This is a genomic window from Paenibacillus sp. LS-5, from assembly GCF_056121505.1.
Window position 1 is genome coordinate 216,186 of the sequence record NZ_JBWAVA010000008.1, and the last position, 13,333, is coordinate 229,518.

General features: G+C 45.2%; 10 protein-coding genes. 3 read left to right on the forward strand and 7 right to left on the reverse strand.

Annotation, left to right across the window (positions count from 1 at the left end):
• Positions 1-176 precede the first annotated feature (176 nt).
• Positions 177-1,394: a glycoside hydrolase family 5 protein gene (locus tag AC0MA3_RS14635; protein WP_474656698.1), complete on the reverse strand. Its 1,218-nt coding sequence runs from the start codon at positions 1,392-1,394 to the stop codon at positions 177-179.
• Between the two features lie 353 nt (positions 1,395-1,747).
• Between AC0MA3_RS14635 and AC0MA3_RS14640 the strand changes: the two genes are divergently transcribed.
• A complete protein-coding gene (locus tag AC0MA3_RS14640; RefSeq protein WP_474656699.1) occupies positions 1,748-2,467 on the forward strand; it encodes a class I SAM-dependent methyltransferase in 720 nt (239 codons plus the stop codon).
• A gap of 88 nt (positions 2,468-2,555) precedes the next feature.
• Here the strand turns inward: AC0MA3_RS14640 and AC0MA3_RS14645 are convergent, their stop codons facing one another.
• Together AC0MA3_RS14645 and AC0MA3_RS14650 are read right to left on the reverse strand one after the other, a co-directional pair.
• The gene (locus tag AC0MA3_RS14645; RefSeq protein WP_474656700.1) at positions 2,556-2,657 is read right to left on the reverse strand and encodes a YjcZ family sporulation protein; all 102 of its coding nucleotides are present in this window, start codon (positions 2,655-2,657) and stop codon (positions 2,556-2,558) included.
• A 125-nt stretch (positions 2,658-2,782) separates the two neighbouring features.
• Positions 2,783-3,001, reverse strand: coding sequence for a DUF1259 domain-containing protein (locus AC0MA3_RS14650; protein ID WP_474656701.1), 219 nt, complete (start codon positions 2,999-3,001; stop codon positions 2,783-2,785).
• A gap of 241 nt (positions 3,002-3,242) precedes the next feature.
• Here AC0MA3_RS14650 and AC0MA3_RS14655 point away from each other — a divergent pair, with 241 nt between their 5' ends.
• On the forward strand, positions 3,243-5,822 hold the full coding sequence (locus tag AC0MA3_RS14655) for a glycosyl hydrolase (protein WP_474656702.1): 2,580 nt from the start codon (positions 3,243-3,245) through the stop codon (positions 5,820-5,822).
• 112 nt (positions 5,823-5,934) lie between these two features.
• Here AC0MA3_RS14655 and AC0MA3_RS14660 read toward each other — a convergent pair whose 3' ends face one another.
• The 3 genes from AC0MA3_RS14660 to AC0MA3_RS14670 all read right to left on the reverse strand — a co-directional run bounded on the left by AC0MA3_RS14660 (position 5,935) and on the right by AC0MA3_RS14670 (position 9,367).
• Positions 5,935-6,741: a DUF6709 family protein gene (locus tag AC0MA3_RS14660; protein WP_474656703.1), complete on the reverse strand. Its 807-nt coding sequence runs from the start codon at positions 6,739-6,741 to the stop codon at positions 5,935-5,937.
• A 30-nt stretch (positions 6,742-6,771) separates the two neighbouring features.
• Positions 6,772-8,619 (reverse strand): serine hydrolase domain-containing protein, encoded by a 1,848-nt coding sequence (locus AC0MA3_RS14665; RefSeq protein ID WP_474656704.1) that lies wholly within the window; start codon positions 8,617-8,619, stop codon positions 6,772-6,774.
• Between the two features lie 109 nt (positions 8,620-8,728).
• Entirely contained in the window at positions 8,729-9,367 is a 639-nt protein-coding gene (locus tag AC0MA3_RS14670) for a class I SAM-dependent methyltransferase (protein ID WP_474656705.1), read from the reverse strand.
• Between the two features lie 231 nt (positions 9,368-9,598).
• On the opposite strand from AC0MA3_RS14670, the gene AC0MA3_RS14675 reads away from it, so the two are divergent.
• Positions 9,599-10,282 carry a DUF5680 domain-containing protein gene (locus AC0MA3_RS14675; protein ID WP_474656706.1) on the forward strand — a complete coding sequence of 228 codons (684 nt, stop codon included), beginning with the start codon at positions 9,599-9,601 and terminating at the stop codon, positions 10,280-10,282.
• Positions 10,283-10,408: 126 nt separating this feature from the next.
• On the opposite strand, the gene AC0MA3_RS14680 is transcribed toward AC0MA3_RS14675, so the two are convergent.
• Positions 10,409-13,333, reverse strand: a 2,925-nt coding sequence (locus AC0MA3_RS14680) for a fibronectin type III domain-containing protein (RefSeq protein WP_474656707.1), incomplete at its 5' end; no start/stop codon positions are given.

Below are 13,333 nucleotides of genomic sequence, written 5' to 3' on the forward strand. Positions count from 1 at the left end.
TTGGATGCACCTCTGGTTTATTGTATTTATTAATCCTATGCTCTTATCATACTATGAGTTGGAAGAAAATGACGAATATAGTTGTTATACTTCCCACGAGGAGAAAGCTCAGTGCAAATAAAAAAGGTGGCTCCAACCAGTGGAGTCACCTTTTCTTGATGATATTCAAAAAATAATTATTGCATGCCTTGCATGATCGCATTAATAATGTCCTGCTGGGTTATGGTGTTGTTCGTACGGTTAAACAGAGCAAATCCATGCTGGCCATTATAGCCATTGTCCCAATAAATCGGCACTGCTTTGTATTTTTTGGCTGTTGCTGTTACCGCTTTGGCAAAGGCTGCACGATAAATGTTATTGCTGGAATCGTAGGCATTTTTGTCAATGGAACCGAACTCACCAATCACGACAGGGTAACCTTGGGTAACAAACTTATTATACATCGATTGAAACTGCGAATTCAGGTAGTCCTCTTGTCCCCAGGTTGATTTTTTAGAGGGGTTCGTGGCTGATGCCCCCCATTGTGTAATCGTCCCTGATTCCTCGCCCGCAAAATCCCACGGGGAATAGTAATGCGCGGAGATCATGATTCTTTTTTCCGAACTAGGTATCGTAGAGGATCTATAAGTATCGGTTGGCAGAACAAAGCCGTAGTTGCCAGCGGTATAGTCAATATTCGTATTCCAACCCGGAATCAGCAGCCATCTTGCACTATTGTTACCGCTGGTTTGTCTGACCGTATCCACGAAGATTTGATTATAAGCATTAAGGTTGGTGTAGTAAGCAGAATTCGGATTACCATAAGTTCCATCAAAAACCTCGTTCATTGACTCAAAGATAAGCCGCTCGTCATAATTGACAAACTTATTGGCAATCTGCTGCCAAACACGCTTGTACTTGTCTTTAATGGCAGCCTGGTTGCCACTATTCACGAGAAGCCACCCGCCTTGAACAGAATTGTATCCGTCCCCGTGAACATTAATAACCACATACAGGCCTTCATTGTAGGCATAGTCTACAACCGCTTTCACCCGATCCAGCCATGCAGAATTTATCGTATAGGATGGAGCGCTTCCAATATAATTTAAGTAAGAAACGGGAATACGAATCGTTTTAAAACCTGCTGCTTTCACTTTCTTGATCAGTTCCGGAGTAATCACAGGATTCCCCCAAGCGGTCTCACTTGGCGTACCATTCGAAGATGCTTCCAGTTGATTGCCCAAATTCCATCCGGTGCCCATTTCGCTGACAATCTGCGAAGCTTGCAATGATCTGAAATCTGATGTAATGGGGGTGGCTGCAGATACTCGGGCACTCCATCCGGTCAACGCAACTGAAGCTAGCAACATAAGAGCTACACTGTAAATCCCGTATTTTTTTAGTTTGGACAGCATTTTAAAACCTCCGTTTATATTGTGATTATTCAACGTGCAAACGGTTACAAGAATCCGAGCTATAGTTTCTATATAATTACCGAATTCCCTCCTTTCCGAATAATGCAACCTAAATAAAGGAAATAACTTAGTGTTGCTATCAGAATAACATATTTATGGTAAATTAAGTACAGTATTTTCCAAGAATTTCATACAGAAGTAAAAGCCAAGCGAGCTCTAGCGTCGCTTATTCTATGCCGTGAAGCAGAAAGCGCTGGAAGCCCCGGTTGTTATGAAGTTGACGATAATTTCAACAATCGAATCCTTCTTACATATCATAAAAATAAAACCTGCGATGAAAGGACATTAAATACATGGAATATCTCGATATGCTGGCTAAATTAGGTATTGGTAATGCTCACCCTGGAGGATTCTCGGCAACCTTAGATCAGTTTGAACATCATCCCCTGCCCCCTGCTTCGCAAATTCTCGAAGTAGGCTGCGGCACAGGCAGAACATCTTGTTATTTAGCTGCTCAGGGTCATGAAGTAACAGGTATAGATATTCGTCCTGATATGATTGCAAAAGCAAATAAGCGGGCTGAAAAAGAAAATGTAACATTGAATTTCCTGGAAGGGGATGCCACTTCGCTGCCTTTTCCTAACGAATCATTTGATGTGATTCTTGTCGAGTCTGTCTCCATATTCACGGATACAAGGAAGGCTTTCTCGGAATACTTCAGGGTTTTGCGGCCTGGAGGCCAACTTTTTGACAGAGAAATGATCCAGCGTAAACCCATGCCGGTAGATATCAACCAAGAAATCAACAAATTTTATCACATTGATGGTTTATGGGATATCAATCAATGGTCAGCCCTGGTACAAACCATCGGATTTATTCACTCTCAGATCGAGGGACCCTTCAAATTTCCTAACTCAAGTCCAGAACTGTATGAGCAGCCTGATGCTCATCAACAAATTGATGCAGGTTCTTTTCTTGACCGATCCATTTGGGAAGTAAGCAATATGTACAACCGGATAATGGACAGCTATACAGAATATATCGGATATATTCTTGTGATTGGAACTAAATAAACAGGCTGTTCAACATGCAACAAAAAAAGAACAAAAGCCTACTAAATAGGCTCTTGTTCTTGCTTAATACACTTTCCAGGCCTTGTTACTAAACAAAGAAACCAGCAGATAAAATGATGACCAACAGAATATAGAGAACTAAAATTGCAGCTGTAGAAGTATATCCATGACCAACTTCAGCGCATCCCATTGATTTCCCCTCCTCTTCGCTTTCTAACACATGATATGCGCCGTCCGTTCTGAATGTATAGACTATAACCTATTTTACATGGAGGAATATATGTAAGACTTTAGCCGGCATAACTTTATCATTGACTATGGGGCTTCACGCACGTTCTTAGCAAACACAAGCGGACGTTGAATGGCCTCCCAATAGATATACCAGATATTTGGGTTTGTGAATAACCAGTGATTATGAAGAGCCGTTACCTTAATGTTTGTACGCAACTTAGTGGCTGCACACACTCCATTTACGACTTGGGCTTCCCCGCCAAAAATCTCGGCAAATCTTTTACACTGTGGACCTACACTCATATCCTATCACCCCTCACCGGTTGATAAGATATCGTATTTTGAAGCGATAACTTTGGTAACGGTGCATATCATTTAGTAGAAAAAGATGAGTAGATTAACCAGTTGATAAAGTATAGAGCCATTCACTGCCCATATATTTACAAATATTGATGTATATGCTATCTTTACTTTGAAAGCGCCATCATGAATCGGTAGATTGATAAGTTATTCATCATATTCCACATGGAAGGGAAGATGCACAATGAAGACTTGGTTCAAAAAGGCAAACGTAATGATGCTGGCAATCACTCTGATGCTTGGATGGATGACAGTGCCTGCTCATGCAGACACAGGCAGCGCACTTACCACGTTGGAATGCGAGTACGCCCAGCTTACCTCCGATCTACAAGTCGTGACACAGATTTACGGACAACCCAAACCCGGATTCACGGGGAGCGGATTTGTCTGGATGCAGAATGGCGGTACACTAACCTTCAAGGTAACTGTCCCGGAAACCGGTATGTATTCGATCTCCACCCGGTATATGCAGGAGCTCAGTCCAGACGGCAGACAGCAATCCTTATCCGTTAATGGTATTTCTAAAGGTTCATATATGTTACCCTACACCACAATGTGGTCGAAGTTCGATTTCGGCTATCACAAGCTGAACCAAGGTAGTAATACCATCCAAATAAAGGCTGGTTGGGGATTTGCTTATTTTGATTCCCTCACTGTGGATGTTGCCGCTCTTGATCCTTTGAATGTACAGCCTGTCCTCACTGATTCTCAGGCCACACCGGAAACACAGGCTTTGATGAATTATTTAACGGGTGTTTACGGCAAACATATTATCTCCGGCCAGCAGGAAATATACGGAGGTGGAAATGACGGCAATTCCGAGCTGGAATTCGATTGGATTCATAATCTTACCGGTAAGTATCCTGCTATCCGCGGCTTCGATCTTATGAACTATAATCCGCTGTACGGGTGGGAGGACGGCACAACCGCCCGGATGATCGACTGGGTGAATAACCGGGGTGGGATCGCGACAAACAGCTGGCATATCACTGTGCCGCGTAAGTTCACCACTTATCAGCTCGGACAGGCAGTGGATTGGAAGGAAGCCACCTATAAGCCTACGGAAACCGATTTTAAGACAGCCAATGCCGTAGTTCCCGGTACCAAAGAAAATCAATATGTGATGATGGCCATCAAAGATTTGGCGGAACAATTGCAGATTCTGCAGAACAACAAGGTGCCGGTTATCTTCCGTCCCTTTCATGAGGCTGAAGGCAACGGCGGGTTGAATGGCGAAGGCGCCTGGTTCTGGTGGGCATCGGCTGGCGCGGATGTGTACAAGCAGCTGTGGGATTTGCTCTACACTGAACTTACGGAGACGTACGGCTTGCACAACTTGATCTGGACCTACAACAGCTACGTGTACAGTACTTCTCCAGCCTGGTATCCTGGGGACGATAAGGTGGATATTATCGGTTATGATAAATACAATACGATCTACAATCGTTATGACGGATTGTCCGGGGTACCGAATGAGGATGCCATTACTTCGACATTCTATCAGCTCGTTGACTTAAGCGGCGGTAAGAAAATGGTGGCCATGACGGAGAATGACACCGTTCCAAGCGTACAGAATCTGACAGAGGAAAAATCGGGCTGGCTCTATTTCTTACCTTGGTACGGTGAACATCTCATGAGTTCTGCCTTTAATTATCCGGCCACCCTGACCACGCTTTATCAAAGTAATTATGTAATCACACTGGATGAGCTACCCGATCTGAAAGTGGACGATCCCACCCCAAGTGCGTCCATTACACCGGTAAATATTGAATTTGACAAATATGCGCTGACTCAGAGTGACAAAGCTATAACCGTGAATTCAAACGGCAATACATTAACTGCACTTCGGGCTGGCGCGAATGTATTGACCGTGAATCAGGATTATACCTTGAGCGGAAGTACACTACTTCTGAAAAGAGCTTTCCTGGCGGGTCTGCCGGTTGGCGAGCATTCGATTGTCTTTGATTTTAATCAGGGGCAAGATCCCGTATTAAAAGTCAAAATAGTCGATTCCACTCCGAGCGCCGCGGTATCTCCTGTGAATGCGACTTTTGATAAAGCGTCGAATCAAGCGCAAGATATTTCCGTATCTCTTACGCTAAACGGGCACCAGCTTGTAAATATCACGAATGGAAATTACACACTTCAATCCGGTCAGGATTATACAGCATCAAGCGCTGCTGTCATTCTTCGCAAATCCTATCTTTCTACGCTGCCGCTGGGCCAGAATACGATAACCTTTCATTTTAGCGGGGGGAATAACGCTGTAATTACAGTAAATGTATTGGACAGCGGTGTTCCTGTACCGGCGGGAGACCTGACGATCCAGTCCTTTAACGGTAACACTAGTACCTCCACTAACGGAATTTCACCCAAATTCAAAGTAGTCAACACCGGGGATTCAGCGATTCGGCTCAGTGATGTCAAGCTCCGGTATTACTACACGATTGACGGGGATAATGAACAGAACTTCTGGTGCGACTGGGCTAGTATCGGGAGTGCAAATGTAACCAGCAAATTCATTAAGCTGGCAACTCCGGTTGCCGGAGCCGATTATGTTCTGGAAGTTGGTTTTACAGGCACAGCAGGAACGCTTAATCCCGGCCAAAGCGCAGAGATTCAAGCACGGTTCTCCAAAACCAACTGGTCCAATTATAATCAGTCTAATGACTACTCCTTCAAGGCATCTAGCACTCAGTTCGCTAACAACGAACAGGTTACCGGATATTTGAGCGGTCAGCTTGTATGGGGGATTGAGCCGTAAGGACGTTTAAAAAAAGGGTTGGAGCAGGATACACCTGCTCCAACCCTTTTTGTCCACAAGACAGCTTCCCTGCCATCTGCACCCACACTCTCAAAAATAATGTTTGAAACCTTTAAGCCCCAAAGCCTGCGCTTTTAATGAAACTTAACCTATCGCTATTCCACATTTCTGCGAGATCTCTGGAGTACCCATAGATGGCACTTGGATGTTTTTGCTCTAATTCATCCAGAATGTTCAGAACATATTCTCTTTTTTGCATAGCTTCCTGTATATTTCCTTCCATCTCATCCGCCAAACCCGTCTGAAGGGTTGTGCTTATTCGGACCTCAGGAAACATCGAATTTCTAGTATGAATGACAGCGCTATACGTTTTACCTACTTCTGTAGCGGCAACAGCCAGTCCAGGCCCGACTAAACCTTGCTTATGACTGGTTACAGCCTGGTACGCCCATACAATATCCTCTATTTTGAGAACAACCAACTTAAAGGCAGTAATCTGCAGAATCCATTGGTCTGTAATATACACATTCTTGTATTTTTTCGTTCCATGCTTTCTAAGGTCATCATTTATGTACTGTGTAACTTCATCAAAAGATCCGTACAAGGAGACAGCTTGGTATATAGGATGTCGTTCTACGTTAACTATACGCAAAGCCAATTCGACAGCATTCATCACAGCGTAACGCAGAATAATCAATCCGATAATAAATAGAATTACTGGCACGAAATTCTCTAAAAAACTAGTTATAATACCTTTTACTGAAGCATCCTCTCTAATCTCTCCAACCATTTGCCCGAGTGCTTGCAACCCTCCGGATCCTATCAGGTAGACAGATATCCCCAGCACTAAAACTGTTACTATACCCAAATTGCGATTCGATCTAGTCATCTGTGAAGCCATAAAATCCAATTTCATCATCCCCTCCTAATTCTCACAAGAAATTACTTATCACCAAAATTTATATGCCTCCCAATAAATGACGTTAGTTATCATGATGAAGCTAACAATCCACGTCATCATAAGCTTTATCTTCTCTTTTCTTGTACAGTCCAGTTTGGTCCATTGTGCAGCCAGCATGACGGTGTAGATCACTGGTATAAGGACAAGTACCGCAATAAGTATGACACTCCATCGAACATCTTGAATCAGTGGTGCATCCGAGAATAACTTTAATGATATGTATACAAACAACATTGCTGTAGTGATGATAGAGACATTTACAATGGCACGGTATTTCTCAAATGTTCCAAGAAACCTTTTGTGTTTCAGGCAGTGAATCATACTGATCATCAGTGAAATTAAACTATATAACACGGACCCTATGAATAACAGCAGCAGTACTAATTTGGCGATTACTCCATAACCGTTCACTTCCAGATAGTCCTTGCCGGGGAATTGCAGAACTGTATCCTCACCTTCCGCAGCTGACGCATAAATTACATCCTGCTTCAGTCCACCCATATCTAACAGATACGAGTCTGTACCCACACTTGTAACGGTAAATTCAGGGCCAGGAACAGAGTATCCGCCTTCACCATTTGATATGAATTGCATGAGGCAAGCCAAACTGTAGAGCTTGGTGTAGCCTTTGAAGCTGGTTCTAGCCGATAAGTACATGCCCGATATATCTTTTCCCGTTACTGTACTCTTACTGAGCTTATATTTCCCAAAAACCAGCGGCAGAATGCCGCAGTTGAATACCGACTCGTGTTGCTGATTGGTCAGAATGATCGTACCTATACCCGATACAGGATCAAATGCAAGCCAGGAGGAACTTCCAATGGTACCCCCGTTGTGCCAGATGACAGGGACTCCAAACTGATCTGTCCAAAATCCGTGATAGTTCCTGACCGAAGTCCCGTCGGCATAGAAAAGAGAGGGTGACAGCATTTTAGCTAAAGTATCTGCATGTTCAAACAATGGCGATTGTTTCCCTTTGGCTGTAAGGAAGGCTTGCGCGAATCTGATAAAATCACCGGATGTCCCCATTGCCATTCCCGCAGGATATAATGATATATAATAAAGACTGGTTCCAAGCGATTTATTCTCTGTGGTATAGTTCTTCTCTTCCTTCCGCTTGTTGGCAACCCATTCATTATCCGAGATTGTAGCACCTAATGCCGTATGTTCCATGCCCAGTGGCTCAAAGATATGTTCATGTACATAATTATCAAAAGATTGCCCGCTGACATTTTCGACGATATATGCTGCCAGTGCAGCCCCCCAGTTGGAGTACGCAACGACCGTCCCCGGCTTATGTATCTGTTCTGGTTCTATCAGCTGTAAGGCCGCTCCGAGCTCCTTAACATCGGCCTTGTCCTTAATATACAGATCGGTAAACGTTTCCTGCCAGCCGGCGTTGTGGTTCATAAGATTCAGCATCGTTACCGGGGTATCATACTTAAGTTTCGTGAGAAATCCTTCGGGCAGATAGGTGCGGATATCTTCATTGAGATCCAGCTCACCTTTCTCGACAAGCTGCATGACACTTGCCCACACCAGCAATTTAGTACAGGAGCCCCACTCGAAGACCGTATCCTTATCATTCGCAATTGCATTCTCGATGTCTGAATAACCATAGGCCTTCTCCATTACTACATCACTATCTGTAAATACTGCTACTGATACCGCAGCGGTAGTACTCTCATGCTCCTCCACGTAGGCATCAATGACTGCTTCGATATTCGAATACGTGACGCCTGACGGCAGTACATCTTCACCTTCTGACGCAAACGCGGTTAATGGTGCTGACATGCACACGACAAGTGCAAGAACTATACCCAGAAATCTAATCATATAAAAACCCTTTCTTCTCGTTGCTGAAATCATACGTTCATCCGGTATATTTCTTTAATTTACTTGTTCCGCGCTTGTATTCATATGATCTACTTCCCTATCAGTTCTGCTATTCGAAAGGTTCTTCAGATTTTAACGGATAGAGCTGCCCTGGACTTGCCCATATCAGATGAACCATATTAAGCCAGTAGGATTCCGACTTATTGATTGCAAGACCTGACTCCCGCATCATCTCTGGAATGTTCCTTGTATGATGACATCCATAAATGCGGTATAACAGTGGATTCAATGCTTTTTGGGCAACTGAGACGGTAAGCTTCGAACTAATTCCATGCTCCAGCAAAAGGATCTGCCCGTCCGGTTTGCACCAGCGTTTGATTTTATTCAACACCATTAAGGGATTATCGTAGCTGCAAAAGGATAACGTAGAAATAATAGTATCAAATGAGTGATCCGGAAAATCCATTTCTTCAATATCTGAACAAATAAAATGTACATCCACCCGATGTTGGTTCGCTGCACGTTCTGCTTTCCCAATCATAGCCTCACTAAAGTCCGTTGCAGTAACCTTTACCCCGGGAGGATAATAAGGGAAATTCGCCCCCGCCCCAACCGCAAGTTCGAGCACCTCACCTTTTGCATGACTTAACAGATGTTCACGCCAGCGTTGTTGGCTGGGGTCCCCTGTCTTTTTCTCATATTGGGTTGCTTGCTTATCGAAGATACGTATTAATTTCTGCTTCTTCACCGACCGAATCCCTCCCTACCCATATGTGTATGCTCCCACGCTTGAGTTATCCAACTAATTCGCTAAATGTGCTGGCTAATCCTGCTAGATTTTACCATGCTGAATCAACAAGTCCACTCACACAGCTATGCGGAAAAGCTCTCTGCCAACCTGCAGTTGTCATATCTGTTAACTATAATTGGTAGTAAGATGGAGACGAATTCGATAACCTGTTATCAAGAGGTGAAGATAATGAAATTTCAGGATAAACTGCAGATTCTGCGGAAAGAAAAGGTACTGTCTCAAGAAAAACTGGCGGAACTCATCGGGGTTTCGAGACAAGCCGTTGCTAAATGGGAAATCGGTCAATCTTACCCGGATATGGTCAACCTCATCAGCTTAAGTGATGTATTCCGGGTTAGTATTGATCATCTGGTCAAAGACCATCATGACGAAAATTGCCTGTTTACCAGCGGTCAAGTGCATTTGCAACCGGATCATTCCGTCATTGATTTTCTATGCCGTGCCAAAAAAGCCACTTATGCTGCCAATGGAGCGGAGGCCGCTTCTTCGAGACCCGGGTCTCATGACTTGCATTATTCTGAGGGACTGCTTAGCTATATGGATACCTATCTGGGTGGGGAGAAATTTGCCGGAGAAGAAGCCATATGGTTGGAGGATCAGCCTATCTGGTCCATGAATTATGCCGGACGCATCCTTGCAGAAAGCTTCAGTGGAGATTTCCTGAAAGAAGCCTTGAGCCTGGTCTCTCAAGAATATCCGTACCGCGGCCCCCTGCTGCACCACAATGGTGATTATACTTACCATAGTGTGATAACCGGAGGGTTTGAATGGTTCCACGGTTATGAAGATAGTTTCTGCAATGGCATTAAGGTATATGAATGCATGTTCCATGGCGGGAGTATCCAATCCTAAAGGTAATTATTTCCGGCTACATATGAAACATAACGTAAAAAAGAAAGAGGAGATGTCCCTACAGCCATGGCTGCTGGAGCATCTCCTCAATTCTCATTATCTTCCTGAAATTTCGTTAACACCTATTCAGGGCCCAGTGGCTTCATCATATATATTTAATTCATGGATGGACCACCAGTTTGCAATACTTGAAGTTAGCACTATCTTGATGAACTGTGCTGTATGCTGATTAAAATCTACAATTGTCGTCATTTTGCCTGTCCCGGTTGCTATCGCAGTTCCCCAGTTCATACCATCATCCGAGATATAAACTTCGAAGTTTCTCGCGAAGTCTCCGCTGCTGCCTATGTTCACTTCCATCATGATCCGGCTAAAGCTTCTTATGGACTTCATATCTACAATAAGATATTGGCCGGTAGCCTGAGCGGCTCCTGAACTCCATCGAGTTGAAATTTCACCGTCAATCATATTAGCAGGCAATTCGCCGGTAAGAGGAGTGGACGGTGTCAGAGTCCATCCGGTCCGCACTAAAGCCTGTTTGGGATGAACAAGATTATCATATACTTTAAACTCATCAATGGACCACCAGTTCGCTGAACTGGACATAAGGACTATTTTGATATATCTAGCATTCTGTGCAGCAATATCCACAACGTTGTTCCCACTGACTCCTGATCCGCTTGCCACTGGGCTTCCCCAATTGATATTGTCATTGGATACGTAAATCTCATAGCTACGGGCATAATCGTTGGGATCATTCGTTGAATCCATCACAATGCGGTTGAAGCTCTGAACCGTCCCCATATCCACAACTAAATATTGTCCTGCCGCTTGAGTCTTCCCGGTGCTCCAGCGAGTGCCCAAATTCCAGTCAAATAAGGCAGCCGGGTCTGTTCCACTGGTGGAATTCGTGCTTGCAATCCATCCAGCTGAATTCAATACGGTATATGTTCCACTTCCAGCAAAGGTCAGCGCGCTCGCGGTGTTGCTCACTGTAGAGGTATTTCCTGCGGCATCCCTTGCCTTCACAGTATAACTGTATAATGACGAAGGACTCAGTCCTGTCTCAATGTAAGTGGTCTGAGTAGAGGTATTTAATAATGAGCCATTACGATAAATGTCGTACCCAACTACGCCTGTGTTGTCCGTTGAAGCGGTCCAACTTAGATTGATTTGGCTGGTAGAAACGGTAGTGGCCGTCAATCCTGCTGGTGCAGTCGGCGCTTGTGTGTCTATCAAAGTCAACGTTGTTGCACTTGCCGAATTACTTACTGCCGATGTATTCCCTGCTCCATCCTTGGCTTTTACCGTGTAGCTGTATAAAGTCGATGGAGTCAGACCCGTATCGCTGTACGAAGTTGACGCTGTTGTGCCGATCAAAGTGCCATCACGGTAAACATCATACCCAGCCACACCAACGTTGTCCGTAGATGCACTCCAGCTGAGGTTCACCTCGCTGATGGAGGAAGCCGTAGCGCTCAAGCCTGACGGTGCAGTCGGGGCTTGTGTGTCTGGAGGAGTCAACGTTGTCGCACTAGCTGCATTACTTGCTGCCGATGTATTCCCTGCTCCATCCTTAGCTTTTACCGTGTAGCTGTATGAAGTGGATGGAGTCAGGCCCATATCGCTGTACGAAGTTGATGCTGTTGTGCCGATCAAAGTGCCGTCACGATAAACATCATATTCCGCCACACCAACGTTGTCCGTTGAAGCCGACCAGCTGAGGTTCACCTCGCTGATGGAGGAAGCCGTAGCGCTTAAGCCTGACGGTACTGTTGGTGCTTGGGTGTCGGCTGGAGTTAACGTTGTCGCACTAACCGCGTTACTTACCGCCGATACATTTCCTGCTCCATCCTTGGCTTTCACCGTGTAGCTGTATGAAGTCGATGGATTTAGTCCCATATCGTTGTACGAAGTTGACGCTGTTGTGCCGATCATTGTCCCGTTACGGTAAACATCATATCCCGCCACACCCACGTTGTCCGTTGAAGCCGTCCAGCTGAGATTTACCTCGCTGATGGAGGAAGCCGTAGCGCTCAAGCCTGACGGTGCAGTCGGGGCTTGTGTGTCTGGAGGAGTCAACGTTGTTGCATTGGACGCATTACTTGCTGCTGATGTATTCCCTGCTCCATCCTTGGCTTTCACCGTGTAGCTGTATGAAGTAGATGGAGTCAGGCCCATATCGCTGTACGTCGTATTTGCGGTTGTACCAATCAAAGTGCCGTCACGGTAAATATCATATCCCGCCACACCAATGTTGTCCGTTGAAGCCGTCCAGCTGAGATTTACCTCGCTGATGGAAGAAGCCGTAGCGCTTAAGCCTGACGGTGCAGTCGGGGCTTGAGTGTCCAGCGGAGTCAACGTTGTTGCACTGGACGCATTACTTGCTGCTGATGCATTCCCTGCTCCATCTTTGGCTTTTACCGTGTAGCTGTATGAAGTGGATGGAGTCAGGCCCATATCGCTGTACGTAGTTGATGCTGTTGTGCCAATCAAAGTGCCGTCACGATAAACATCATATCCCGTCACACCAACGTTGTCCGTTGAAGCCGACCAGCTGAGGTTCACCTCGCTGATGGAGGAAGCCGTAGCGCTCAAGCCTGACGGTGTAGTCGGTGCTTGTGTATCTGGCGAAGTCAACGTTGTTGCACTTGCCGAATTACTTACTGCCGATGTATTCCCCGCTCCATCCTTGGCTTTTACCGTGTAGCTGTATGAAGTGGATGGAGTCAGGCCCATATCGCTGTACGAAGTTGATGCTGTCGTGCCGATCAAAGTGCCGTCACGATAAACATCATATCCCGCCACACCAATGTTGTCCGTTGAAGCCGACCAGTTAAGATTCACCTCGCTGATGGAGGAAGCCGTGGCGCTTAAGCCTGACGGTGCAGTCGGGGCTTGTGTGTCTGCCGAAGTCAACGTCGTTGCAGTGACCGCATTGCTAGCTGCCGATGTATTTCCTGCTCCATCCTTTGCTTTCACCGTGTAGCTGTATGAAGTGGATGGAGCCAGGCCCATATCGCTGTACGTTGTATTTGCTGTTGTGCCGAT

Coding starts and splice junctions, on each gene's coding strand:
- AC0MA3_RS14645 (WP_474656700.1), bottom strand. CDS start 2,657: ATGGGATGCGCTGAAGTTGGTCATGGATATACTTCTACAGCTGCAATT.
- AC0MA3_RS14660 (WP_474656703.1), bottom strand. CDS start 6,741: ATGATGAAATTGGATTTTATGGCTTCACAGATGACTAGATCGAATCGC.
- AC0MA3_RS14675 (WP_474656706.1), top strand. CDS start 9,599: ATGAAATTTCAGGATAAACTGCAGATTCTGCGGAAAGAAAAGGTACTG.
- AC0MA3_RS14640 (WP_474656699.1), top strand. CDS start 1,748: ATGGAATATCTCGATATGCTGGCTAAATTAGGTATTGGTAATGCTCAC.
- AC0MA3_RS14650 (WP_474656701.1), bottom strand. CDS start 3,001: ATGAGTGTAGGTCCACAGTGTAAAAGATTTGCCGAGATTTTTGGCGGG.
- AC0MA3_RS14635 (WP_474656698.1), bottom strand. CDS start 1,394: ATGCTGTCCAAACTAAAAAAATACGGGATTTACAGTGTAGCTCTTATG.
- AC0MA3_RS14655 (WP_474656702.1), top strand. CDS start 3,243: ATGAAGACTTGGTTCAAAAAGGCAAACGTAATGATGCTGGCAATCACT.
- AC0MA3_RS14665 (WP_474656704.1), bottom strand. CDS start 8,619: ATGATTAGATTTCTGGGTATAGTTCTTGCACTTGTCGTGTGCATGTCA.